General features: G+C 60.7%; 24 protein-coding genes. 14 read left to right on the top strand and 10 right to left on the bottom strand.

All coding sequences use genetic code 11. The annotated features are described in order from the left end of the window. Position 1 precedes the first annotated feature (1 nt). On the top strand, positions 2-553 hold the full coding sequence (locus tag DA915_RS20045) for a DinB family protein (RefSeq protein WP_003504276.1): 552 nt from the start codon (positions 2-4) through the stop codon (positions 551-553). Between the two features lie 40 nt (positions 554-593). On the opposite strand, the gene DA915_RS20040 is transcribed toward DA915_RS20045, so the two are convergent. After that, positions 594-1,481 (bottom strand): LysR family transcriptional regulator, encoded by an 888-nt coding sequence (locus DA915_RS20040; RefSeq protein WP_107677063.1) that lies wholly within the window; start codon positions 1,479-1,481, stop codon positions 594-596. A gap of 127 nt (positions 1,482-1,608) precedes the next feature. Here DA915_RS20040 and DA915_RS20035 point away from each other — a divergent pair, with 127 nt between their 5' ends. Continuing rightward, positions 1,609-1,962: an antibiotic biosynthesis monooxygenase gene (locus tag DA915_RS20035; protein WP_003504280.1), complete on the top strand. Its 354-nt coding sequence runs from the start codon at positions 1,609-1,611 to the stop codon at positions 1,960-1,962. A gap of 29 nt (positions 1,963-1,991) precedes the next feature. On the opposite strand, the gene DA915_RS20030 is transcribed toward DA915_RS20035, so the two are convergent. Continuing rightward, positions 1,992-2,912, bottom strand: a complete 921-nt coding sequence (locus DA915_RS20030) for a LysR family transcriptional regulator (RefSeq protein ID WP_107677062.1) — start codon at positions 2,910-2,912, stop codon at positions 1,992-1,994. A gap of 154 nt (positions 2,913-3,066) precedes the next feature. Here DA915_RS20030 and DA915_RS20025 point away from each other — a divergent pair, with 154 nt between their 5' ends. From DA915_RS20025 to DA915_RS19975, 11 genes are all read left to right on the top strand, one after another. Further along, complete coding sequence (locus DA915_RS20025; RefSeq protein ID WP_020813041.1) at positions 3,067-3,726, top strand: hydrolase; 660 nt, start codon at positions 3,067-3,069, stop codon at positions 3,724-3,726. A gap of 314 nt (positions 3,727-4,040) precedes the next feature. Beyond that, positions 4,041-4,949: a LysR family transcriptional regulator gene (locus DA915_RS20020; protein WP_003504286.1), complete on the top strand. Its 909-nt coding sequence runs from the start codon at positions 4,041-4,043 to the stop codon at positions 4,947-4,949. 126 nt (positions 4,950-5,075) lie between these two features. Beyond that, positions 5,076-5,879, top strand: a complete 804-nt coding sequence (locus DA915_RS20015; protein ID WP_080570233.1) for a carbon-nitrogen hydrolase family protein — start codon at positions 5,076-5,078, stop codon at positions 5,877-5,879. Positions 5,880-5,894: 15 nt separating this feature from the next. Then, positions 5,895-6,560, top strand: coding sequence for an RraA family protein (locus DA915_RS20010; RefSeq protein ID WP_003504292.1), 666 nt, complete (start codon positions 5,895-5,897; stop codon positions 6,558-6,560). A 62-nt stretch (positions 6,561-6,622) separates the two neighbouring features. Beyond that, the gene (locus DA915_RS20005; RefSeq protein ID WP_003504294.1) at positions 6,623-7,663 is read left to right on the top strand and encodes an ABC transporter substrate-binding protein; all 1,041 of its coding nucleotides are present in this window, start codon (positions 6,623-6,625) and stop codon (positions 7,661-7,663) included. Between the two features lie 276 nt (positions 7,664-7,939). Then, on the top strand, positions 7,940-9,013 hold the full coding sequence (locus DA915_RS20000) for an ABC transporter ATP-binding protein (RefSeq protein ID WP_060724359.1): 1,074 nt from the start codon (positions 7,940-7,942) through the stop codon (positions 9,011-9,013). Beyond that, positions 9,010-9,888, top strand: coding sequence for an ABC transporter permease (locus tag DA915_RS19995; protein WP_020010153.1), 879 nt, complete (start codon positions 9,010-9,012; stop codon positions 9,886-9,888). The genes DA915_RS20000 and DA915_RS19995 overlap by 4 nt, the downstream gene beginning before the upstream one ends. 12 nt (positions 9,889-9,900) lie before the next feature. Next, complete coding sequence (locus DA915_RS19990; protein WP_107677061.1) at positions 9,901-10,695, top strand: ABC transporter permease; 795 nt, start codon at positions 9,901-9,903, stop codon at positions 10,693-10,695. 181 nt (positions 10,696-10,876) lie between these two features. Continuing rightward, the gene (locus DA915_RS19985) at positions 10,877-12,274 is read left to right on the top strand and encodes an NAD(P)/FAD-dependent oxidoreductase (RefSeq protein WP_107677060.1); all 1,398 of its coding nucleotides are present in this window, start codon (positions 10,877-10,879) and stop codon (positions 12,272-12,274) included. Continuing rightward, positions 12,271-13,533: an NAD(P)/FAD-dependent oxidoreductase gene (locus DA915_RS19980; RefSeq protein ID WP_107677059.1), complete on the top strand. Its 1,263-nt coding sequence runs from the start codon at positions 12,271-12,273 to the stop codon at positions 13,531-13,533. The genes DA915_RS19985 and DA915_RS19980 overlap by 4 nt, the downstream gene beginning before the upstream one ends. Further along, positions 13,533-14,930, top strand: coding sequence for an FGGY family carbohydrate kinase (locus DA915_RS19975; RefSeq protein WP_107677058.1), 1,398 nt, complete (start codon positions 13,533-13,535; stop codon positions 14,928-14,930). The genes DA915_RS19980 and DA915_RS19975 overlap by 1 nt, the downstream gene beginning before the upstream one ends. A 25-nt stretch (positions 14,931-14,955) precedes the next feature. Here DA915_RS19975 and DA915_RS19970 read toward each other — a convergent pair whose 3' ends face one another. The 8 genes from DA915_RS19970 to DA915_RS19935 all read right to left on the bottom strand — a co-directional run bounded on the left by DA915_RS19970 (position 14,956) and on the right by DA915_RS19935 (position 23,678). Continuing rightward, entirely contained in the window at positions 14,956-15,909 is a 954-nt protein-coding gene (locus DA915_RS19970; RefSeq protein ID WP_107677057.1) for a FecR family protein, read from the bottom strand. 58 nt (positions 15,910-15,967) lie between these two features. Then, positions 15,968-16,519 (bottom strand): RNA polymerase sigma factor, encoded by a 552-nt coding sequence (locus DA915_RS19965; protein ID WP_003504311.1) that lies wholly within the window; start codon positions 16,517-16,519, stop codon positions 15,968-15,970. 296 nt (positions 16,520-16,815) lie between these two features. Beyond that, complete coding sequence (locus DA915_RS19960; protein WP_107677056.1) at positions 16,816-17,613, bottom strand: ABC transporter ATP-binding protein; 798 nt, start codon at positions 17,611-17,613, stop codon at positions 16,816-16,818. Beyond that, a complete protein-coding gene (locus DA915_RS19955) occupies positions 17,600-18,586 on the bottom strand; it encodes an iron ABC transporter permease (RefSeq protein WP_107677055.1) in 987 nt (328 codons plus the stop codon). The genes DA915_RS19960 and DA915_RS19955 overlap by 14 nt, the downstream gene beginning before the upstream one ends. Further along, positions 18,583-19,611, bottom strand: coding sequence for an iron ABC transporter permease (locus DA915_RS19950; protein WP_107677054.1), 1,029 nt, complete (start codon positions 19,609-19,611; stop codon positions 18,583-18,585). Before DA915_RS19950 ends, DA915_RS19955 begins: the two co-directional genes overlap by 4 nt. Beyond that, the gene (locus tag DA915_RS19945; protein ID WP_003504318.1) at positions 19,608-20,525 is read right to left on the bottom strand and encodes an iron-siderophore ABC transporter substrate-binding protein; all 918 of its coding nucleotides are present in this window, start codon (positions 20,523-20,525) and stop codon (positions 19,608-19,610) included. The genes DA915_RS19950 and DA915_RS19945 overlap by 4 nt, the downstream gene beginning before the upstream one ends. A 64-nt stretch (positions 20,526-20,589) precedes the next feature. After that, positions 20,590-23,004, bottom strand: a complete 2,415-nt coding sequence (locus tag DA915_RS19940) for a TonB-dependent receptor (RefSeq protein WP_192886615.1) — start codon at positions 23,002-23,004, stop codon at positions 20,590-20,592. Positions 23,005-23,207: 203 nt separating this feature from the next. Next, positions 23,208-23,678 (bottom strand): heme-degrading domain-containing protein, encoded by a 471-nt coding sequence (locus tag DA915_RS19935; protein ID WP_107677051.1) that lies wholly within the window; start codon positions 23,676-23,678, stop codon positions 23,208-23,210. A 410-nt stretch (positions 23,679-24,088) separates the two neighbouring features. Here DA915_RS19935 and DA915_RS19930 point away from each other — a divergent pair. Further along, positions 24,089-24,902, top strand: an 814-nt coding sequence (locus DA915_RS19930) for a LacI family DNA-binding transcriptional regulator (protein ID WP_107677050.1), incomplete at its 3' end; no start/stop codon positions are given.

Genomic DNA, 24,902 nt, shown 5'->3' with positions numbered 1-24,902 from the left:
CATGGATATTGCGCCGCTCAGCCCCGTTCACGCATCCACCGCATCGGCAATAGATACCTTGAAAATGCTGGTACGCTACAAAGCCTGGGCGAACGGGTTGACGTTCAGAAGCGTGATGGACCTGCCGGAAGGTGAAGCCCTTCGGCAGCGGCCGACGCGGTTCGGAAACATGGTGCATACGCTGAACCACGTTTATGTGGTGGACGATATTTTCAGGCATCATCTACAAGGAAAGAAACACAGCTACACCGCCCGCAACACCGACCATACGCCCGCAATTGGCGAATTATGGGAAGCCGTTCAGGAAATGGACCGCTGGTATGTCGATATGGTCGACACCTGGTCAGACGGGGATCTCGCGAAAGCCGTTCATTTCGAATTTGTCGGAGGAGGAGAAGGCGTCATGACCCGCGAGCAGATCGTGCTGCATATCGTCAATCATGGCACCTATCACCGCGGCTTTGTCGGCGACATGATGTATCAGGTGCCTTTTACGCCGCCGTCAAACGATCTTCCCGTCTTCATCAGGGATCACTATCGCGGCGCTTACTGAGCGCTTGCGCATCGTTTTATGCCCTTTGCCGTCGGTGCTATCACCGGGTGAAAAGATTGGCGGCCATATAGTCTACAAATGCTCTGACTTTTGGAGAAAGATATCGATTGGTCGGCCAGAGGACGCGGAAGGTCCCTGTGTCGGCCATATAGTCGTCCAGCAGCGATACCAGTTTCCCGTCAGCGACTTCGGACGTCACGGCGAATGACGGCAGGCATGTTATGCCGAATGAACGTTCCGCAAGGTAGATCAGGGGTTCCAGCGTGCTCGCAACGGTGGCGACCGGCAGATCGATCCTGATCTCGCGGCCTTCGTGAACCAGGGGCCACGGCTCAAGCTTTCCGGAATTGGCGAAGCGATGGTGAAGACAGCGGTGCCGGACAAGATCTTCCGGAATCTCCGGGCGGCCATGCGCCTCCAGGTAGCCGGGCGCCGCCACGATGCTGTGCCTGAACGTGCCGAGCTTGCGGCTCATCAGCCGTGTGTCCCTGATCTCGCCGGTTCGGATGACGGCGTCGAATCCCTCTTCGATGACGTCAACCAGACGGTCTGTAAAATCAAGGTCGAGGCTGATTTCGGGATATGCCTCCATGAAGGCGGATATCGTCGGCATCAGCAACATGCCTGCCAGCGGAAGGCTGACACGCAGTTGCCCGCGCGGAACGGCCTGCGATCTCGATAATTGCGCCTGCACGGTCTCATATTCCGACTGGATGCGCCGGCAGGTATCGAGGAAGAAACTCCCGTCCTCCGTCAGTGCCATGCTGCGTGTCGAGCGATTGAACAGTCTTACGCCCAGCTCCTCCTCCAGACGTGCAATGGCTTTTCCAACGGCGGATCCGGAAATGCCGAGACGATGCCCGGCGGCCACGAAGCTTCCCGCTTCCGCCACCTGAATAAATATGCCGAGGGTTCCGAGCTTGTCCATGATGTCGTGATTAAGGAATTTTTGTCCGGTATGTCGAGAATAGCAGCTCGTTTATCCGCTATTTTCCTTCCGATATCCAGATGTCGTCGCGGCTGAAATGGCCCGAAGCTTCAAATGGAGATAATTCATGGAAACGAAACCTATCGCAGCTTTTGCGGGCTCGCCCGCTCCCACGACCTTTGTTGTCAACGTCATTCATGCCCATCCGGGAAAGCAGGACGAAGCCTTCGCCATCATTCAGGATGTCGTTCACTATGTTGCCGAACGAAAGGAAGGGTTCCTCTGGAGCAGCCTTGCGAAAAGCACCGACGGAGAGACGGTCGTTAATGTCGAGGCCATTCAGGGAACCGGCAATGTCGACGAGTTCTTTTCCGATCCGCAATTCGTCGAAAAATTCCGGAAACTGGACACCGTCTCCAGAAGCGAGTTCCACACATATACGGTCGGCGATCTGGTCCTGCCAAAGCCCGTGGCCGTGTGACAGACGTACGGCTCTGAAAAATGTGCCGGTCAGGCAGCTGCCGGGGGGCTTCCCCCGGCATTGGAGAGGGACGCCGTCGCCGGGCCGTGATCGAAGCATTCGATCAGCATTTCAGTGAGAACCCGGATTTTCCTGACGGGATGCTGCCCCGGCGGTCTGACGACATATATCCCGGCCGGGGGCGGTGGATGACGTTTCATCACCTGCACCAGCTCGCCTGAGGCCAGATAATTTTTGACGAGATCGTATGGCAGCACGGCGACCCCCAATCCGGCTGCTGCGGCGACGGCAAGAGCGACCCCGTTATCGGCCTTGAACCGGCCCTGCGGGCGAAGAGTTATTACCTTGTCGCCATCCATCACCTGCCAGGTTTCCGTTCCCTGCATGAGAGCCTGATGGGTCACGAGTTCCTCCGGTGTCTCCGGAGAGCCGTGGACCTTGATATAGTCGGGGCTGGCGACGAAAATGCCGTAGAGGGGGCCGACGCGTCTGGCGACGAGGTTGGAGTCTGGAAGGGTGCCGACCCGGATCGCACAATCGTATCCTTCTGCAATCAGGTCCACGAAACGATCAGCGTAACAGGTCTGTATCTGGAGTTGAGGATGACGGCGCGCCATCTGCGCAATCACCAGCGCGAAATGCGTTGGGCCGAAGGAAAGCGGCGCAGCAATCCGCAGGCGGCCACGGAGCTCACCAGCCGGAAGGATTGTCTCTCTGGCGACGTCGATTTCGGCTGAAATCCTCGCCGCATAGTCGCGGAAGGTTGCGCCTTCCTCCGTCAGGGAAGCACCGCGTGTGGATCGGGCCAGAAGCTGGACACCAAGCTCCGCTTCAAGCCGCACCAGCCGCCGGCTGACCATCGATTTGGAGATACCGAGCCGCAGCGCGGCCGCTGTGACGCCTCCCGCATCCGCAACTTCGACGAATGTCCTGATATCTTCGATATCCACTCAAGCGTTCCCCATTCTGCGACACAGCTTAGCACGGAGAAGGACTACCGCATCAGAAACGGGAATGACAAGTTTCGTCCCGCGGCAACGCCCAAGAGGGTGCATGCCTTTTGCGCAAGCGCGCTTCAATAAACCACCAATATAGGATGAACCCATGACCTTTCGTAACGGCCTTGATTCGCTTCTCCGTCCCGAAGACTCGGTCCTCGTTCTGATCGATCACCAGCCCTATCAGTTAGCAAACCTGAACAGCCATGATCCGCAAGCTGTGGTCAACCTCACGACCGCGCTGGCAAAGCTGGCAAAAGCCTTCAATGTTCCGACCGTTCTCACCAGCGTGATCGCGGCGCGGGGCGGACTTCTCTTCAAGCAGATTACCGACGTGTTCCCGGGCCAGGAGGTCATCGATCGCACCTGGGTGAACACCTGGCAGGACGAGAATGTGGTGAACGTCGTCAAGGCGACCGGCCGCAAGCAACTGATCATCGCCGGCCTTTGGACCGAGGTCTGCGTCGCAATGCCCGTCATCCAGGCGGCCGGCGAAGGCTGGGACGTGACCGTGATCACTGACGCGTCGGGCGGGATTTCGAAGGAGTCTCACGAAGTTGCCATCCAGCGAATGATCGCTGCCGGCGCGAACGTGATGACCGTGATGGCGCTTGCTGGCGAATGGCAGCGCGATTGGGCGCGCACCGAGCATGTCGAGGAACTGACTGAGATTCTCATTCAGCACTTCGGCGGCAGCGGCATCGCTTATCTCTGGGAGCAGCAGCTTCTCAACACGCCGGCGCCGACCACAAAGGGCGGACACTAGAACCGGCAGGGATTGCGGGCGTCTGTCGGCCCCGCATCCCGTCCTCTCCGAATATGCGGGTTGACCCCTTCTGAATTGAGCAAGGCGTGCGGCCGCGACGGTTCCACTGTTGCCTCGACGCGGAAGGGGCTCTCCATTCGCAGCTGCATGGCACCGCCGGCGCGACCCCAATGAGAAAGGGAGGCGCCGGCGTTGATCCCTTGCTTATCGGCGCGCGCATCGGACATACTGGCTCCTGAACCAAAAAGGCCAAGGGCAAGACGAAGCCAGAGACGCAGAGCTGGATCGCGGAGCCATGCGAGGAGATGGACCCCATGAACACGCGATTCCTCGAAACTTTCCTCTGGGCAGCACGATTGAGCAGCTTTTCGGCCGCTGCGGAACGTTTGCACACGACGCAGGCGTCAGTCTCCAACCGGATTGCGGCGCTGGAGCGTGAGCTCGGTGTGGTGCTGTTCACGCGCGATGTGCGCTGCGTCAACCTGACGCCCGCCGGTCGTCTGGCGCTGCAGCATGCCGAAAAGATCGTCAACCTCACCGGCGAGTTCCGGCAGATCGTCAGTAACCGGGAAGCGTTGAGGGGCACCGTGCGCATCGGCGCTGCGGATACGATCGTGTACGCCTGGCTGCCGCTGCTCATCCGCCGCATGAACGAACAATATCCCGGTGTCAGCCTCGATCTGACCATCGATACCAGCCTGAAACTTTCCCAGCGCATCCAGAACGGCGAGGTGGATGTCGGTTTTATCATGGGGCCGATCATGGCCGCCGATATCTACAACTCACCGCTCTGTACCTTCGAATCCTGCTGGGTCGGCGCTGTCGAGCTGCCGCTGCCGGAAACGGGTGTCACGCTCGAAGATATCGCGCATTTTCCGCTGCTTACCTTCTCGACCGGGTCGCAGCCGCACCAGGCATTGCGCGCGCTTCTCGATTCCCATGGCCTGTCCGACAGCCGCATCTATAATTCCAATTCGCTGTCGATCATGACCCGGCTGGTGGCGACCGCTGTTGGTGTGGGCGCGCTGCCGCGCGTGCTGGTGGACGGCATCATCAAATCGGGCGAAGCGCGTATTCTCGACATCACGCCGCCGGTGCCGCCCCTTACCTTTCACACGGTTTACCAGGAGCGCGGCGACAATGCGCTCGCCCGGGCCATCGCCGACATGGCAACGGAAATCGTTAGTGAAACCACCACTCAATGGATGACCGCTGCAGCTTAAATTTTATGCTGCGTCGCAAAATGATTAATCCATAAGCTTATCTTATGGGTTTCGATAGAGTTTTTCCGTTTGTCAGGAAAACAGTTCCCGTTCTTAATTCTCCTCGCAACATGAGAGGAGAGCAACGTGAAAGTCTCACTTGTTCAAATGAATACCCAGAATGACAAGGCAGAAAATCTTAAGGTTGCTGCCGATTTGATTGAGAAGGCGGTCAAGGCGGATAATCCAGACCTTGTTGTTCTTCCTGAGTACTTTGCATTTCTTGGAGATAATCCTCAGGAGATGCATGAAAGCGGCGAGGAATTTCCCGGTGGTGAAATCTATACGCTGCTTTCGGGGCTAGCAAAGAAGCACGCGATTACGCTCCATGCCGGTTCCATCGTCGAGAAGGAAGGCAACCGCTTCTATAATTCGACACTCGTTTTCGGTCCTGATGGCAAGCAGATTGCCCGTTACCGCAAGATTCACCTGTTCGACGTCGATACGCCGAACGGCATCAGCTATCGCGAGTCTGATTCCGTTGCCCGTGGCGAAGAGGTCGTGACTTATAAGGTCGGTGACAAGACGGTTGGTTGCGGCATTTGCTACGATATCCGCTTCCCGGAACTGTTCCGCGCCCTGCGGGACAAGGGCGCAGATGTCATCGTTCTGCCAGCCGCCTTCACGCTGATGACAGGCAAGGACCATTGGGAGGTGCTGGCTCGTGCCCGCGCCGTCGAAACCCAGACTTATTTCCTCGCTGTCGGCCAGATAGGCGCCCACGCGGGTGGCAAGAAGGCCTGCTGGGGTCATTCCATGGTCATCGATCCTTGGGGCCACATCGTCGCCCAGTGCTCTGACACTGTCGGAACAGCGGGGGCTGCCCTCGATTTCGACTATTCGGCCAAGGTGCGCGCCAACGTGCCGGTGGCAAACCACCATGTGCTCTGATCGGAGAAAGACCTGATGTTTATCGTCAACCCCATGCCGGAACAGATCAGCGGCGACATTATCGAGCTTCTTGAGAAGGTCGAAGTCGCAACGATTGGTCATGTGCTTCACTCCGGCTTTGTCGATCCTGAAATCCGGGCCGTTCTTCCGGGCAAGCGCGTGGCGGGCACCGCCGTCACCCTGCGTATCCCGAACGCGGATTCGACCATGCTCCACTACCTGACGCAACTCGTGCGTCCGGGCGATATCGTCCTCATCGACCGTTGCGGTGATACCCGCCACGCCTGCTGGGGTGGTGTCATCACCAACACGATGAAGATGGCTGGCGTCAAAGCCGGCGTCGTTGATGGCCCGGCGACCGACTTCTCCGAGTTCACCAAGGTCGACATGCCCATGTGGTGCCGCGGCCCGTCGCCGATCACCACCAAGATCCTTGGTCTGGAAGGTGCGATCAACATTCCGATCAGCGTCGGCGGCCAGGTGATCAATCCGGGCGATGCGATCCTGTGCGATGAAAGCGGCGTCGTCGCCCTTCATCCGAGCCAGGCGCGCGCCATGGCGGAGCGCGCCATCGGCATGCAGGAAGCTGAACTCGTGCTTCTGGAACGCCTGCGCAACGGCGAGAAGCTGCCTGATATTTCCGGGGCCAATAAATTTGTCCAGGCCAAGCTCAGCGCCTGACACAATCTTACGGGTGGCGGATCAGTTCGCCACTCCCAATAACAATAGAGGAGAACAGGACAATGAAGAAAACGATACTTCTGAGTGGGATTCTCATGCTTGGTGCGGCCGCCCTGCCGGCGCACGCCCAGCAGACCGTAACGTTCCTCGGTTATAGCGGCCTTTTCCAGGAGCGTTACACCAAGGCCGTCATCGAGCCTTTCATGGCCGCCAACCCTGACATCAAGGTCGACTATTTCCCGCAGCAGGGTTCTGCCGCCATGCTTGGTTCGCTACGCGCCCAGAAGGCTGCGCCGCAGGCCGATATTGCGCTGATGGATGTTTCTGTCGCCAAGACCGGCACGGATGAAGGCCTGTTCGACAAGATCGATGAAAGCGTTACGAAGAATGTCGCCGACCTCTATCCGAACGCCCGTTTTGAGGGCGTCGCAGGCGTTGGCGTGACCTTCGACAACCTCGTTCTCATCTACAACACCGATGCAATCAAGACCGCACCGGACAGCTGGAATGCCCTGAAAGACAGTGCCTTCAAGGGCAAGGTCGCCATGCTGAGCGCTCCTGACATCGTCGGTATCGGCACGACCATCATCATGGACCACATGAATGGCGGCACCGACTTCATCAAGAACATCGATGCCGGCATCAATGCGATGGCGGAAGTCGCGCCGAACATTCAGACCTGGGAACCGAAGCCGGAAGTCTATCCGAATGTCGTCAATGGCCAGGTGTCGCTGGGCGTGGGCTGGAACGCCCGTAGCCAGGTGAATGCCGATGGTTCCAAGGGCAAAATGAAGGTGGTTCTGCCGAAAGAAGGCACCATCCTGCAGATCAACACGCTCAATCTCGTCAAGGGCGGCCCGTCGTCCGATGCGGCCCGCAAGTTCGTTGACTATGCGCTGAGCCCGGAAGCCCAGGCCGCCTTTACCGCCGCCATGTATTATGCGCCGACCAACGCCAAGGCCACGGTCGCTGCCGATGTGAGTGATCGCACGGTCGTCAAGGCGATGGACAAGGTTATCCCGGTTGACTGGATCGGCCTCTCGAAGGTTCGCGACCAGATCACGCAGGACTGGCGCCGCAAGGTCATCCCGCTCAGCCGCTAAGGCTTTCGCGCCCGGCGTGAAAAATGGCAAGACTTCCGCATCCCTCCGGGCTGGTGCGGAAACGGCATAGGCCTCGGCTCATTTCCTCCGTCGGTGTTGGGGTCGATGGAGGAGTGAGGTGGCTCGAGGGTCTGCGTTAGGGAAAGCGCCGCGCACAGCGCAGGTGAATTTCCGCCGTGATTGCATAGATCAAGGGACAGGACATGTCCGAGACCCCGCCGGGGTGGGACATGTTCTGGAGAAAGGCAAAAAGCCGGAATGGGAACTTCAGACATCATGCAGCCAGGATTTCTCTCGATTCGTTCACTGACCAAGCGCTACGAGACCATGGTCGCCGTGGATAATCTCAACCTCGAGATACCCAAGGGCGAGCTGGTTGCCTTCCTCGGTCCGTCGGGTTGCGGCAAGTCGACGTCGCTGCGCATGATTGCCGGCCTTGCACCCGTGACGTCAGGTTCAATCCTGATCAACGGCAAGGACGTGACGCAGCTTGCACCCTATAAGCGCGACATTGGCCTTGTTTTCCAGAGCTATGCGCTCTTCCCGCATATGACGGTCCTCAAGAACGTCATGTTCGGACTTGAAATGCGCAAGGTGCCGGCCGCCGAAGCGGAACGGCGTGCTCGCGAGGCGATTGCCATGGTCCACCTGGAAGGGCGCGAGGATCGCCGTCCCGCCCAGCTTTCTGGTGGCCAGCAGCAGCGCGTCGCACTGGCGCGTGCCCTCGTCATCCAGCCCTCCATTCTCCTGTTCGATGAGCCTCTTTCCAATCTCGATGCCAAGCTGCGCGACGAGATGCGCTCGGAAATCCGCCGCATCCAGAAGCAGCTCGGCATTACCTCCATCTTCGTCACGCATGATCAGGTCGAGGCGCTCAGCATGTGCGACAAGGTCGCCGTCCTCAATGGCGGGCGTCTGGAACAGCTCGGCACCCCGCATGATCTTTACGAGCGTCCGGCAACGGCTTTCGTCGCCTCCTTCGTCGGCCGCACCAACAGGCTGGTCGGAAACGCGGTCGGCGATCACATCACGGTCGGCGATGCGGTATTGCGGGCACCCGGTTCGCACAATGGCAAGATCGACCTTATGGTGCGGCCGCACCGCATGGCCATGACGGTTGCTGATGACGCCGTGCCAGATTTCGATGGCGCGCCGGTCAACCGCATCACCGGTGAGGTTCGTGACGTCTATTATGCCGGCGATATCCTTCATTACGAGATCGCTGCGGGCGGGCAGACATTGTCGGTGGAGCGCGCCACCTCCGGCGGCGAAACGCCGGTTGCGGCCGGCAGTGCGGTCAGCCTCATCTGGCGCGTGGAGGACACGCTGGTCTTCGGAGCAGACCAATGACGGCGGCGGTCATGATCACGGCTCCCGGCAGCCGCACATCCTCCATGGTGTTTCTCGCAACGCTTCTTCTCGGGCCGATCATCGCGGTCAATGGCCTTGCCTTCGTGATGCCCGTCTTCAACCTGCTTTTGCTTTCCTTCCGTGAAAGCCTCGGCGGCGGCGGTCTTGGGGAAGCCCACACGCTCGACAACTGGTCGTCCACGCTGACCGACGGTTTTTATATCGAACTGATCGGCCAGAGCATCCTGACCAGTCTCCTGATCACCATTCTCACGCTCATCGCCTCCTATCCCATCGCCCTTTACCTTCACCGGGCGCAGGGCCGTTGGAAAACCCTGCTGCTGGTGCTAGTCATTTCGCCGCTTTTGACCTCGGCCGTGGTGCGCACCTATGGCTGGATCGCGATCCTTGCCGATGACGGCCTCATCAACAACATCCTCTTCGCGCTCGGCGCTGAAAGCGGCGTGCGGCTGCTGTTCAACAAGGTTGGTGTTGTCATCGGCCTCACGGAAATCCTGATGCCCTATATGATCCTGGCGCTGCTTGCCGGTTTCGGCAGGCTTGATCCACGTGTCGAGGAAGCGGCCGAAACACTCGGCGCGTCGCCCTGGAAGGTGTTCTGGCGGATCATCGTGCCGCTCACCATGCCCGGCGTCGCGCTCGGTTGCCTGCTCTCCTTCGTTCTGGCGGTCAGTTCGTTCATCACCCCCAAGCTGCTCGGCGGTGGGCGCGTCTTCCTTCTGGCGACGGAAATCTACGATCAGGCCATCGTGACGCTCAACTGGCCACTCGCTGCGACGCTGTCGATGATCATTCTCGTAATCTTCGGTGCGGCGCTGGTGCTCTATTCCCGGCTTCTGCGGGCCATTCTTTAAAGGAGATCGAAGATGGAAGAACGTCCCGCTCCGCTGGCGCTGAAAATCGTCGCCTTCATCATGTTCCTTTTCCTGCTGGCGCCCGTGGTTCTCGTCGTGCCGATCTCGTTTTCGGCCGACAGCTACATGGCCTTTCCGCCCTCCGGCTGGAGCCTGCGCTGGTATGTGGAACTCATGCATAATTCCAAGATGATGGCGGCGCTCGGCACCAGCACCCTTCTCGCCGTCATCGTCACCGTGCTGTCCATGCTGATCGCGCTGCCTGCCTCCTATGCCATCGTGCGCATGCGGGTGATCGGCGCGGATGCGCTTCTCGCCTTCTTCACGGCTCCGCTGCTCCTGCCCACCATCGTGCTCGGCCTCGCGATCCTGATCGTCTTCGCTGGCGCCGGCCTGCTCGCCACCTTCATCGGTCTGGTGATCGCGCATCTCATCATCGTGCTGCCCTATGCGCTGCGCGTCCTCACCACCTCGCTTGCCGGCCTGCCACTGATCTTCGAGGAGGCTGCTTCCACGCTCGGGGCATCGCCGCTCACGGTCTTCCGACGCGTGACGATGCCGATGATCGCGCCGGGCGTCGTGGCGACGGCCGCACTTTCCTTTCTCGTGTCGTTCGATGAAGCGGTGATTTCGCTGTTCCTCACCGGCCCGCGCATCACCACGCTTCCCGTCGCCATGTATCAGCATGTGGAAACGCAGGCGGATCCGCTTGTTGCGGCCATTTCCGTTCTTTTGATCGTGCTCACCCTTGCCGTCGTTCTCATCGTCGACCGCACGGCGGGCCTGACCAAGACTTTCGTGAAGTAACGGCGGGGAAAGCCGGCATATCAGGAGATCGTCAGCGTGAGGCTGACGAATCAAGATTTGTGCCGGCCCGTCTGACTGACACCGCGCGAATTCATTCCCGTTTACGAACGCTGCTGCTGCATCGGCGCGATCCGTCGCGCCTGTTGATTTCGCTTTGAACGACGAAGGCAAAGGGAAGCCCATGACTCAGACCCCCTCCACGGAATTCGACGTTGCCGTCATCGGCGCCGGTGTGGTCGGTTGCGCGGTCGCCCGCCGTTTCGCGCTGGCCGGTGCGAAGGTGGTGGTCGTCGAAAAAGGCCCCGATATCCTCTCCGGCGCCTCCAAGGCCAACAGCGCCATCCTCCATACCGGCTTCGATGCGCCGGAAGGCAGTCTGGAACTGGAACTGGTGAAGGCGGGCCGGGCGGAATATCTGTCCATTCATGGGCAGATGGGTCTTAGCCTCGTCGAAACCGGCGCGCTCGTCTGCGCCTGGAACCCGGCTGAGGCGGAAAAATTGCAGGCGATCGCCGATCAGGGGCGGCGCAACGGCATTGCCGGACTTGAGCTCCTCGCGGCCGGGCAGGCCCGTGAAACCATGCCGGGCCTATCCGAGCGCCTTGTCGCCGCGCTCGACGTTCCGGGCGAACATATCATTGATCCGTGGTCCGCCCCGCTTGGCTATCTCACGCAGGCGGTGGCGCTGGGCGCGCAGCTGGTGCGAAACGCGGAGGTTCTGTCCGGTGTGTTCGACGATGCGTGGCGGATCGAGACGACGGCGGGCGCTATCCTTGCCACGAGCGTCGTCAATACCGCCGGTCTGTTCGGCGATATCGTCGATGCGCGTCTGGGGCTTCCGCCCGAATTCACCATCAGGCCCCGCAAGGGGCAGTTCGTCGTGCTTGATAAGGCTGCCCGCCGGCATGTGCCGCGCATCGTTCTGCCTGTTCCCACCGAAATCACCAAGGGCATCGTGGTGTGCCCCACCGCCTTCGGCAATGTTCTCGTCGGGCCGACGGCGGAAGAGCAGGACGACCGCGAACGCGCGACGGTCGAGACGGCGACGCTGGAAGCGCTGCTGAAACGCGGTGCGGAGATCGTTCCGGCGCTGGCCTCTGTTTCTGTAACTGCCGTTTATGCCGGTCTGCGGCCGGCCTCCGAAAAGAAACATTACCGGATTTCCGCGCGGCCCGAGCGGCGCGCCATCACGCTTGGCGGGGTGCGTTCCACGGGTCTCAGCGCAGCACTCGGGCTGGCGCAGCATGCTTTGACGCTCCACGAGGGTTTCGGTAGGGGTTTTGCCCCGCCGCCATCAGTCCCCGAAGTGACGATGCCCAACCTGACCGAAACCTGCGAGCGGGACTGGCAGCGCGCCGATCACGGCGAAATCGTCTGTCATTGCGAACTCGTCACCCGCCGCGAGATCGAGGCGGCATTTTTAAGCCCGGTGCCGCCCGGTGATTTCGGCGGGCTGCGGCGGCGCACCCGCGCCGGCATGGGCCGCTGCCAGGGCTTTTATTGCAACGCCCGGCTGGCCGCGATGACGGGCGACCGTCTGGCAACCCCGCTTGCCGTTCGGGAGGGAGACGACCGATGAGCGCCGTGGAGTCCTTTCAACGAGAGCATCCAAGCACTGAGAATGCAGATGCAATCGTGGTTGGCGGCGGCCCGGCGGGCGTGGCTGCAGCGCTGGAGCTGAAAGCGCGCGGTATCGCCCGTGTGATGATCCTCGACCGCGAGCCGGCCCTTGGCGGCGCGACCCGGCATTGCCTGCACTCGCCCTTCGGCATGCGCGAATTCAGGCGGGTTTATTTCGGCCCCGCCTATGCACAACACTTGCAGCGGCAAGCACAGGAGGCGGGTGTCGATATCCGCACCGGTCATTCCGTGTTGGAACTCGGGCAGGATGGCGTGCTGCTGGTGACATCGGCGCGTGGCGTCGAGGCGTTGAAGGCAAGGCGTATCGTGCTGGCGACCGGCACACGGGAAAAACCACGCTCCGTGCGGCTTCTGCCCGGCGACCGTCCGGTGGGCGTGGTCACCACCGGCACGCTGCAATCCTATATCGCCTTTCACGGCATCATGCCCTTTCGCCGGCCGTTGATCATCGGTTCGGAGCTGGTTTCCTTTTCCGCACTTCTGACCTGCCTCACTCATCGCGCCCGACCGGTCGCGATGATCGAGCCGGAGCCTCATTCGCTGGCGCGGTCGCCTTTTCATTGGTTTCCGCGACTGGTCGGGGTGCCCTTTCATTGTGGTGCGACACTCACGGATATTCGCGGGCGTGACCGTGTCGAGGAGGCCGATATCCGTCTGGCGGATGGCCGCATCCTGACCGTTCAATGCGACGGTGTTCTGCTCACCGGGCGATTCACGCCGGAGGCAGCGCTTCTCAATGCATCCCCCGTGGATGTTGCGGCAGGCAGTGCCGGGCCGCTGATCGATCAGGACGGACGGATGGCCAATCCGATTTTCTTCGCCAGCGGGAATGTCTTGCGAGCCGTGGAAACGGGCGGCTGGGCGTTTCGCGAAGGCCACCGCGTTGGCGCGTCGGTGGCTGACGATCTCGCCCGGGAACCCTGCAACGCGCCGGGGGTTCCCGTTGCCTTCGCCGATCCGCTCAAACTGGCGGTTCCAGCCATGTTGCGGCCGGGTGGACTCGATAGACCGGCATTTCGCGATTTTCAGCTTCGTTTCACCAGACGCGTTCAAGGCCGGCTTTCGCTTCGTCTCGACGGAACGGAAGTGTGGAGCAAGACCGGCCGGTGGCGCCCTGAACGCCGTGTGCTGGTGCCCATTCCCGGCGCTGCGTTTGAAGCGAGCCAGATTGCCTTTCACTTTCGGGAGACCAATTGATGCGCATTGCGGCGATCGATCAGGGGACGACATCGACCCGGTGCCTTGTGGTGAGCGATAGCGGCACGGCGGAGGTCGTGGCCAGCCGGCGTCACGCGCAATTTTACCCGGCCGCCGGCCATGTGGAACATGATCCGGAAGAACTGCTGCGCAATATTCGCGCGGTGCTGGCTGCCGCCGGACCGGTGGAGGCCATCGCCATCGCCAATCAGGGCGAGAGTTGTCTGGCGTGGGATGCCGTGAGCGGCGAGGCGCTGTCGCCGGTTATCGTCTGGCAGGATGCCCGTACCGCCGAAGCGCTGGCCGCCCTGCCGCCTTCGGCAACGGATCGTTCGAAAGAGATTTGCGGGCTGCCGCTTGATCCCTATTTTTCTGCCAGCAAACTGGCCTGGCTGTTGAAGCACAATCCGGCAGTGGCGCAGGCAAGGGCCGCAGGGCGTTTGCGGCTGGGCACCACCGATGCTTTTTTTCTGGACCGGCTGACGGGCTCTTTCCGCACGGACCTTGCTACGGCGTCGCGCACGGGGCTGCTTGATCTCTCAACCGGAGACTGGAGCCCTGAACTCTGCGCGCTTCACGGCGTGCCGATGGATTGCCTGCCCATGATCGGTCCTGTCGATGGCGGTTTTGGCGCGGTCGAGGGAACGTCCATCCGCGTTTCCATTGTCGATCAGCAGGCCGCGCTTTATGGGCATGGCTGCCGCAAGGCCGGCGATTGCAAGATAACCTTCGGAACCGGGGCCTTTCTGCTGGCCGTTGCCGGTAACGGGCGTCCGTTGACGGGCGAGCTTCTGCCGACCATCGGCTGGCAGATGCAGGGCGCGCCCGCCGTCTTCGCCATCGAAGGCGGCGTCTATGATGCCGGCGCGGCGCTCGAATGGGCGAAAAAGATCGGCCTATACGCAGATAGTGCCGAACTCGACGGTTTCGAAGGACCCTCGGCCATTCGCCGCGGCGTTGTATTCGTGCCCGCCCTTTCGGGCCTTGCCGCGCCCTATTGGGACAGGCAGGCCGTGCCGCTTTTCATCGGCATGGACCACACCACGGAACGAAGTGACACGGTGCGCGCCGTGCTGGAAGGCATTGCCCTGCTGACGGCTGGGCTGATCGAGGCGGCGTCGGCTGTCGCTCCCATAGGCGACATGATCTCCATCGATGGCGGCTTGTCGAACAGTCGCTATTTCGCCCGTTTTCTGGCCGCAGCCAGTGGCCGAACCATTCGCGTGCCGGCCATGCGCGAGTTGACGGCGCTCGGCTTGGCGGAACTCTGCGGCATCGATGTAGCCGCCATGCGAAACGATGCCGAGATATTCACGCCTGACGGATCGGTCGGGGCCGCCGACCACGCCCGCTTTGCACGCGCCATAGACAATGCGCGGGGCTGGCGGGGCGGGTGAGGCGCTTGTTTACGAGATGGCCACGTCAGTCGCGGATGACGATAAGCGGACCAAGCCTTGTCGCCTTCACGCCGAGCGCTTCCCTCACGAATGAAAGGGCGGCGTCGGTGTCGGCGATCGCGACTGTTCCACTCACGCGTCTGGCGGCGAGTGATCTTCCGGCGATGACGATCCTGCCGCCGAAATGGCGGTTCATTTCTTCAACGACATAAGAAAGCGGCGCATTGTCGACGGCGATCTGTCCGCGCTTCCAGGCGAGTGCGACGAGACTATCGACCGGCTGGACGCTTGTTTCGCCCTTCATGCGATCATAGGTCGCCTGCTCGCCCTGCTGGACGCGTCGGGAGAACGGTCCATCATTGTCCGGTTCAAGAAGGACCGCGTTTTCGGTTACGGTCACCTCCGTGTCGGTCTCGCCGTAGCGGACGTCGAAGGCGGTCCCGAGGGCCGTCACGCGCGTGGTTCCGGCTTCGACGCTGAAGGGTCGTTCCGGCGCATGGGCAACCTCGAAATAGGCCTGCCCGCGCAGAAGGTGGACCGTTCGCCGGGTCCGGTTGAAATCGATGGCGATTGCTGAGGAAGCGTTGAGCTGAACTCTGGAGCCGTCCTCAAGGTCGATGACCGGCATCTCATCTGTCCCGGCGATGACGTCCGCCTGAAGACGCATCGGGCCGTCGAGAAGGAAAAAGGTCGCGGTTGCCGTGGCGAAAAGAACGACGGTGGTTGCGACGGGTTTCGCAAGGTTACGCGGCGTGGCTTTTATGCTGGCGAGCTTTGGGTCCGACTGGATGGCCTTGCGTGCGTCGCCCATCAGTCGCTCGGCGGCACTATAGGTGCGACAGTTTTCCGGATCGTTGAGCCAGTCCGTGAAGTGCGCCCTGTCTTCGGCCGATTGCTGAGGATCGCCGTTGCGGAGCAACCAGTCCGCAGCCTCGCGGTTGCGCTTTCGCTGAGCGTTCATCGCTTCGTTCTCACGCATTGGTGTCTCCAGCTGCTCCCTTGTCTTCTAGACGTTTGGCATCGCCGATTTGGGACGTTTAGCCGATCAGAAGCAGCCGGTCGAGGCAGTGGGCGAAGGCGTGGCGCAGATGCCTGTCCACCATGTTTCTGGAGATGTTGAGTTTTGCCGAAATTTCATCCGGTGTGAGATGATGCAGCCGGTGCAGGATGAAGACGACGCGCCGGCGCGTCGGCAGTTCGGTGATCGCCTGACGAAGAATTGCAATGCGCGCTTCGATCTCCAGCGCATGATCCGGTGCCGGACCTGCGCTCGCCACCGCCATCGCCTCGCGCTCGGAACCGGAAAACAGCCGCGATTCCATGGTCTCCCGCCGCATCCTGTCGATGCCGAGATTGATCGCCGCACGGCAGAGGAAAGCTTTCACCGATCGCTTGTTTTGCAGGATGTCAGGTTTTGCGGCGAGCCTGACATAAAGATCATGCACCACGTCCCGCGCCGTGGAGCGCGGATGCCCCCTGCGGTGAACCGCAGCCGTGATGTCGTGGTAATAAATCTCCATCGCCCGGTTCAGCAGGTCATTGCTGTCGGGAATGTCCCAGGAAGGCGGAGAAGATGAGGGGTTCGACATCGGCACTCAATTCGCAATAACCGGGCTCACCCGTGCGTTTGTTTCTCGGGTGCCAATGGTAAAATCGCTACCGGCTTCAAAGATTGCTTGCAAGTACAACAGGTTAGAACGATTCGAACGTTGAACTTACGGCAGGCTTTAAAGATGATATTAATACTCATCTTTATGCCTGATTTTATTGCGGATTTCACTCTCAAATGTTTCGGCGGGAAGGAGGGTTCTCGTCTCCAGCTTCGTTTGAAAAGGTAGCTGGTGTGATAATTTTGTAACTGGAAAGCGGCCGAAAGCCGCGCCGTCTAAAGCGGGATGCAGAGCGGGGTTCCGGCGACCGGATCGCGGATCACCACAGTCTTGACGTTGAAGACGGTCTCGATGGTATCCGCCGAGATCACGTTCGCTGGTCGGCCGGCGGCGGTGATTTCGCCGTTCTTGAGAATGATGATGTGTTCGGCATAGCGGGCAGCCTGATTGATGTCGTGCAGCACCGCGACGACGGTCTTGCCATGGCGGCTGACCAGCCGCGTCACCAGATGCATGAGTTCAATCTGGTGCTCGAGGTCGAGGTAGGTCGTGGGTTCATCAAGCAGGATCACCTCGCTTTGCTGTGCAAGCGTCATGGCGATCCATGCGCGCTGGCGCTGACCGCCGGAAAGGCTGTCGAGCGGGCGATCGCCAAGCGTGTCCATGCCCGCCAGCATAAGCGCTTCGTTGACGGCCACTTCGTCCTCAACCGACCAGCGGCCGAAGAGGGAGCGGTGAGGATAGCGGCCCTGGCGGACGAGATCGCGGACCGTCAGGCCTTCCGGCGCGACTGGCCCCTGTAGGAGCATGCCGACCCGGCGCGCCATATGCCTGGTCGACAGCGCCGCGATGCTTCGGCCGTCGAGCAGGATGGTTCCGCAAAGCGGCGTCATCAGGCCGGCAAGGCTGCGCAGGATGCTGGACTTGCCGCTGCCGTTGGGGCCGATAAGAGCCGTGAAGCAGCCGCCCGGGATGATGAGATCGAGATTCTCGACGACAGGGCGGCGGTCATAGGCGAGTGTAATGGCCTCGCCTGCCAGCTTTTCGGCGGCTTTTTGCTCATCCACGATCATGACGGCGTCCCCAGAGAAGATATGCGAAAAAGGGAGCTCCGACGAGCCCGGTAATGATCCCCGCGGGTAATTGCGCAGGCGCAATGACGGTGCGCCCCAGGAGATCGGCAGCGACGACGAGGCACGCGCCGACAAGAGCCGCAACGGGGAAAATGCGGGCGTGAGACGCTCCAACGAGCCTGCGGGCGATATGCGGTGCGACGAGGCCGACGAAGCCGATGAGACCGGAGACGGCAACGGCCGCGCCGGAGATGATCGTGACGAGCACGATCATCATGCCGCGAATGCGATCGACCGGCTGGCCGAGGCTTTTTGCCGAATTGTCGCCGAAACGAATGAGATCGAGTTCGCGTGAAGCCATCCATGCGAGTGTAGCGGGCAGGATGAGCCACAAGGCGAGAAGCCGCACCTTGATCATGGTGGCGTCGTAGACGCTGCCGGCAAGCCAGACCATCGCCCGCTGGACGTCGCCGATCTGACCGAAGGCGGAGAGGAAAGTCGTGCCGGCGGTGGCGAGTGCGCCGAGCCCGATCCCGATCAGGATAATGCGAAGCGACGAGGCTCCCCCTCGCCAGGCAAGGAGATAGACCGCCGCCGCCATCAGGACCGCGCCGCCGAAACCGGCGGCCTGAAGCAGTGCCACCGGCGGGTCCCGCATGAGAACGATGACGGCCATGACGGCTGCGGCCGCGCCGCTATTGATGCCGAGCACTCCGGGCTCGGCAAGCGGATTGCGCATAATGGCGAGCGATATGGTGCCCGCGGTCGCAAGAGCCATTCCGACAAGGATAGAAAGCAGCACGCGCGGCAGGCGCAGGTCGAGGACGATGATCGCATCCTGCGTGTTTGCCGCTGGTCCGCCGGCAAAAACATCGAACAGGGCCGGCCAGGATAACGAAATGTCACCCAATGCGAGGCTTGCGAGGACAAGGATCGCGAGCAACAGGGTAAGCGAAAGGAAAAGGCGGATCATGTTTCGCCTCTCATCCGGTTGCGTGCGAGCCATAGGAAAAACGGCGCGCCGACAAGCGCGATCGTCACGCCCACGGGAAAATTCTGGCTGCCGAAGACCATGCGCCCGGCCATATCCGCCCCGACCACGAGCAGCGCGCCGCCAAGCGCCGAAAACGGAATGATCCAGCGATAGTCGACGCTGACGGTCATCCGGACGATATGCGGGACGACGAGGCCGATAAAGCCGATCGGCCCCGCAAGCGCCACTGCGCCGCCGGCAAGCAGGATGACGGTGACGATCGCCACCCCGCGGCAGAGGGCCGTATTTTGCCCGACCGAGCGGGCGGTATCCGCGCCAAGGCTCAGCGTCGTCAAATGCCGACCAAGGAAGAGCGAGACGATGAGGCCAAAGGCAATATAGGGCACGACAGTTGCTGCCTGCGCCATGGTTCTGCCCGTCACCGAGCCTGCCGTCCACATGCGCACGGCATCGAGCGTGCTTTGATCGAAGATGAGCACGGCGCTGGTGAGCGACGTGAGGAAGGTCGCGACGACCGCACCGGCAAGAATGAGCCCGACCGGCGAATGACGGATGGGGCCGAACGAGGAAAGCAAAGTAACGGCAAACGCCGCGATACCCGCGCCCAAAAAGGCGAACCAGATGTAGATATCGCCGACACCCGCACCGAAAAAGGTCATGATGGAGACAACTGCGAAGGCAGCACCCGCATTGATGCCGAGCAGGCCCGGCGAGGCGAGGGGGTTGTTGGTGATGGCCTGCATGATCGCCCCCGAGACGGCAAGCGCGCTGCCGGCCAGAAGGGCTGCGATGACACGCGGCAGGCGAACCGCCACGACGAGGAGGTGGTTTCGCGACCCGTCAAACCGGAAAATCGCGTCCAGAATCGTGGATAGAGGTATACGCACGGTGCCGAGCGCCACGGCAAGAAGCGACGCGGCGGCAAGTAGACACAGCAGTGCAGCAAGGGCGAGAGCCTTGCCGCTATCGGTACCGACAAAACGTCCGGATAGTTTGCGGTTCATCGATCCGCCAGAACATAACGCTCTATGTCGTCCAGTATCCGGTTTGCGGAAGCAATGCCGTGGAAGCTCTGCCAGGCAATGCGATCGACACGGTAGGCCTGCCCGTTGCGCACGGCGGGCAGAAGCTGCCAGAGCGGGTTGCCGATGACCTCCTGCTCGAGTGCATCGTCCGGCCCGCTTTCGAAGCCGCTGGCGGAGACATAAAGGAGGATGTCACCATCGAGATTGGCCAATTCCTCCCAATCCGGCCGCTTGACGATGGTGCCGTCAGTCACCGTCTCATAGGCCGTGCGCTTTACCCCGGCTTCGCGCAGCACCGCAAACGGCGCATAGGCGGCAGGACCGTCCAGGAAGACGACGAACCGGCCGGGAGCGAAACGAACGGTCGAAACCGTCACATCCTTCATTCGCGCGCGGATCGACGTCACCCGCTTTTCGTAGGCGGCGAGCGCCTCCTGCGCGGCGCCCTTGCGTCCCGTCATTTCGGAGAGCAGCGCGAGATATTTCTTCCAGTCCATGTGGTTGACGAGGACGGTCGGTGCGATCTTCGACGCCGTCTCATAGATCGGCGAATGGCCTTCGGTGCTGCCGATGATGAGGTCAGGTTTCAGCGCCGCGATCCGCTCGAGGCTCGGCTCCTTCGGATTGCCCAGATCGATCATCTTCGCCTGCCTGACGACCTGAAGAACCGCAGGGTCCTGAATTGCCATATAGGGCGTGGCGACGACGGGAGCCTCAAGTTCGATGAGGAGCCCGAGCGTCAGCAGCGGATCGAGTGTTACGATCGTCTTCACTTCAGCCGGAACGCAGAAGGGCGGGTTATAAACGCCTTCGGTTATCTCCTTTCCCTGGCAGGCCGCGTGGGCAAGGGAGGCGGGCAGGATGAGGAAAAGAAAGGCAAGACAGAAGCGCAAGACCGGTACCCATTCAATGAACGTGGAGGCGTATTGCGGGGCTTTCGCCCCGCAACGCGGATTGTCAGAATTTCGCACGGAGATTGACACCGAACGATCGCCTTTGGCCGGCCTGTCCGAATGGCAGGGCCGCATCCGGATCGACAACGGTGAAGTATTTTTCGTCGGTGAGGTTTTCCGCAAAAGCGGTTATCTCCCAATTGTCCTTCTTGAAGCCGAGCTGGGCGTTGACGATGAAGCGGGAGTCGATTTCGTACATGCCGCGCGTGCCGAAGCGCGAATTGTATTCCGTGGTGTATTTGGCGTCCGCGCCGACATAAACGCCGTTCTCGAACTCATAACGCCCGCCGAAGCCGAGGGTCCATTCCGGCGCTTCAGGGAAGGACTTTCCGGATTGCTCGCCCAGGCCGCCGTGATCGAACTCAAGGAATTTGGTGTTCAGATAACCGATTGAGGCGAAAGCCGAGAACTGGTCGGTTACCTGATAGGTCGGCTCGATTTCAAAACCCCATGCGCGCGATGACGCGGCATTTTCCGTGATGCGATATCCCGGAATGAGAGACGGGGGACGGATTTCGATCTGCTGATCTTCATATTTGGTATAAAAGAGATTGGCATTGAGGGTGAGCCGGTCGTCCAGCAGGGTTCCCTTGTAAGAAAGCTCGTAGCTCTGGGAATATTCCGGTTCGTAGGTCACGAGGGGGAAGGCCGGATCGCTGCGATTGACATAGGAACCGCCCGAACGGAAACCCTGTGTGTAGGTGAAGCCGACCGTTTGATTTTCGCCAAATTCCCTGGAGAGGCCGATCTTGGGTACGAAATTCAACTCGTCGAAGGATGCGGGACCCCCGGAAAAGAAGGGATCCATCCCGTAAAAGACGAAGGAGTTCAACTCCGTATTCGTTTCCTCGAGATAGTCCAGACGGCCGCCGGCGGTGACGAACCAGCTCGGCGCGAACTCATAGGTCGCCTCGCCGAAGGCGGCGAGGTTTGAGGTTTTGCGATTCTGCTGGTCGTCGAGCTGTGCGGGCATGGGTATGCCCGGTACTTCCGCGACAAAACGCGACCAGCCGTCGAAGACCTGATGGCTGCCGAAAAGACCGGCGACCCACTTCCACCGTTCTCCTTCGTAGTTCAGGCGAAATTCCTGGGTGAATATCGAATCGTCGTCCGTACCCCAGATGCCGGTGACCAGGCCGGGCGTGCCCGCATCGACGGAGCGGCGTGTGTTTACGCCGTATTGAAAGCCGGTCTGGGAGGTGAACCGCAGGCTGTCGGAGAAATCATGGGTGATTTCGAGACCGACATTATGGACCTCGGTCCAGCGGAATTCCGTATAGGTATCGGGATTGTTGTTGAAGTCGCCGCGCCCGTCATAGAGGCCGACCAGCCGGTCATTCGGGCGATCCTTCGAATAGGCGTAGGTCAGAAGGGCGCGCGTATCCGGCATCTCGGAAGGGGTTATGAGCACCTTCGCTCGAATGTTGCGGCTGATATCCGTGGTCAGGTCGTCATAACCGGCGTAGTCTCTGAAATTCGAATAGGAAACATCCGAACGGGAACGCTCGAAGGCACCGGAAATGCGCAGCGCCACCTGATCCTCGACCACAGGCGTATTGACGACGAAGCCGGAGCCGGCCCGGTTATTGTTGCCGACGGTGCCGGACAGTTCCAGCTCCTTGTCGAAGGTCGGATCCTTCGACTTGATATAGATTGCGCCCGACATGGCGGCGCGGCCGGAGAGCGTCGATTGCGGGCCACGATAGACCTCGACCTGCTCGACGTCCCAGAGGCTTCTCGCACCGAAACGGGCATTGTAACGGGTCTGGAGAATGCCATCCACGTAAAGCGATCCGACCGGCGCCCCGCCGGGGACGAAGCCCTCGGAACTCATGCCGCGAATGACGAAGCCGGCATTGACCGTCGCGCTGTCGAGCACGTTGGCAAGCCGCCGGTAAGCGTCCTGCGTATATCTGATCTGGCCATCCTCGATTGCCTTGGCGGTGACGATGCCGACGCTCGCCGTCGTGTTGTTCAACGTCGTCGCGTCGCGCGCGCCGTAAATGGTGATGGCATCCAGCACCGTCGTGCCGTCCTGTGCGGTGCCTGCGGCCGAAAGGCCGGGGCCGCTCGACAGGGTCACCCGGTTGCTGCCGGCAAAGCGTGCATTGACATTGGTGCCTGCCAGCACGGCATTCAGCGCCTTTTCGGGGGTGAGGGTGCCACTGACTCCAGCGGTTCTCTTGCCTGCGGCAACAGATGCGTCGAAGAGAATCTGCAATCCCGTCTGTGCGGCAAGGCTGTTCAATGCCGGGGTTAGAGGTCCGGCAGGCACCGAGATTGTGCGTTCCGCCGATTGTGCCCTCGCCGCACTCACCATTGCCGGTATTGCCGGGCTCATGGCAATGGCAGTGCCAGCCAGAAGCGCCGCCCGCAGGCCCGCCTTTGCCCCACGCGAGACGGAAATTGTCTTACTCATCAAAACCCCCAAATCCTACGGTATTCGACACGCCGCAGCCCACCATCAAGCGTGGGTGAAACGCCCGCTTGTGAGGTAGACGTTTGGTTTTGGGGATTTGGGACGTTCGGCCAAAGAAAAATTTGCGGATCGTGAAATGGTTGGCGACCGCTTATCCGAAGGACGGCTTCTTCCGTTTTGACGAGGGCCTGTATCGAACCATGTCAGCCTGCGAGCATTTCTTTCAGGCAGAGTGTAATAAGAATGTGGTCTTCGACGTCAGGCAGTCCGCTGACGCCCACCGAGCCAATCAGTGTGCCTCCGCGGATGATGAGGGGAAATCCACCACCGCTGGCGACGAAATCGCTGACCGGCAGGCCGAACTTTGCGTTGAAGTCGTATCCCTTTCGCTCGGCTTCGAGCCGGACCTGAAGCGAACTGCGATGAAAACGATGAACGACCGCGCATTTGCGGCGTGTCCATCCAAAATTGTCGATGGTCGCGCCCGGCAGCAGGCTGGCGAACACCACGTCGGTGCCGTGCCTTATCTCGATTGCGACGGGAAGCTCCTGTGCCGCGGCCCGCAATCTTATCAGGCTGCCCAGCTTCCAGGCGAAGTCATAGTTGAAGGTGTTGAGCTGAAGGGCAGCTAGCTCTGCCCGCAGGGCGTCAAGCGAAGGCGTTTCGGTGGTCATTCATTGCTCCGGAATGAGGGGTGATCGTTTACCGGCCGTAGGCGTTGGTCGGTAAACTACGATCCATTAGGGCGGAAGGGCAAGCGTCGCTGTTCCGGCTTGGCCGAACACTGCCGGCCTTCGCGTTCGCCGGCATTGCAAACTCGACCCACCTCGCTCCTGACGAGAGGAAATAATAGCGTATTTTGGAACGTTCCATTTTTCAATGGCAATCATGCCGAAACTTCATAGGGTTTCTGAAAATCATGGAAACCAAAAGAGATCATAATATCATTGAAATTAAACATTATTGGCGATTTTAGACGGAGCCTTTCGTAGTTTTCGATTTTGCTACGGCGATGTCACTTGACAAAATTGGAACGTTCCAATTAATTACCCCTCGATCTTGATGGACGGCCTGGGAGGGTTCAATGACTGGCGGACGGGTGACCGTTATAGATATCGCGCAGGCCGCAGGCGTGTCGAAATCGACAGTCTCGCTGGTGCTACGGGGTTCGCCGCTCGTCAATGAGGGGACCCGGGCCAAGGTCAATGCGGCGATGCGCGAGCTTGGTTATGTCTATAACCGCGGCGCCGCGAACCTGCGCCAGACCAGCGCGAAATCGAAAATCATCGGTGTCGTCGTCAACGATCTGACGAACAGCTTCTTTGCGGAGCTTGCCGTGGGCGTCGACACGGTCGTGCAATCGGCCGGCTATGTGCAGTTTCTTGCCAATACCAGCGAAAGCATCGACCGGCAGCGCGAGGTGATTGCCTCGATGCGGGAGCACGGCATCTCCGGGCTGATCGTATCGCCCGCCCGAGCGACCGATCCGCTCGACTTCAAGCCGCTGATTGCCGCCGGCATTCCCGTCGTGGTCGTTGTCCGCAGCCTGCCCGGTGCGAAAGTGTCGTCGGTTGCATCGGACAATCAGTCCGGCATGGCGCAGGCGGTTGCCCATCTTGCCTCGCTCGGCCACTCCCGCATCGCCTTCATGGGCGGGTTTCCCGATACGGCGGTCTTCCATGAGCGGGTCGGCGGTTTTCGGGACGCCTTGGCTGTCGCCGGTCTGCCTTTTCAGGAGACGGCCGTTGTTCCCTGCGCGCCTTCGCGTGCCGGCGGTGTCGAGGCGATCGGGCGCGTGCTCGAAGCAAGCGATCCGGTCACGGCCGCCGTCTGCTTCAACGATGCCGTGGCTTTTGGCGTTTGCGACGGGCTGCGCGCCCGGCAAATGGAGGCGGGGC

Origin of the sequence: Agrobacterium sp. LAD9 (genome assembly GCF_003031125.1) — a bacterium.
In the GTDB taxonomy this organism is placed as follows: domain Bacteria; phylum Pseudomonadota; class Alphaproteobacteria; order Rhizobiales; family Rhizobiaceae; genus Agrobacterium; species Agrobacterium radiobacter.
The sequence above is the reverse complement of the archived record's forward strand: the minus strand, read 5'-3'. Positions and strand labels throughout refer to the sequence as shown.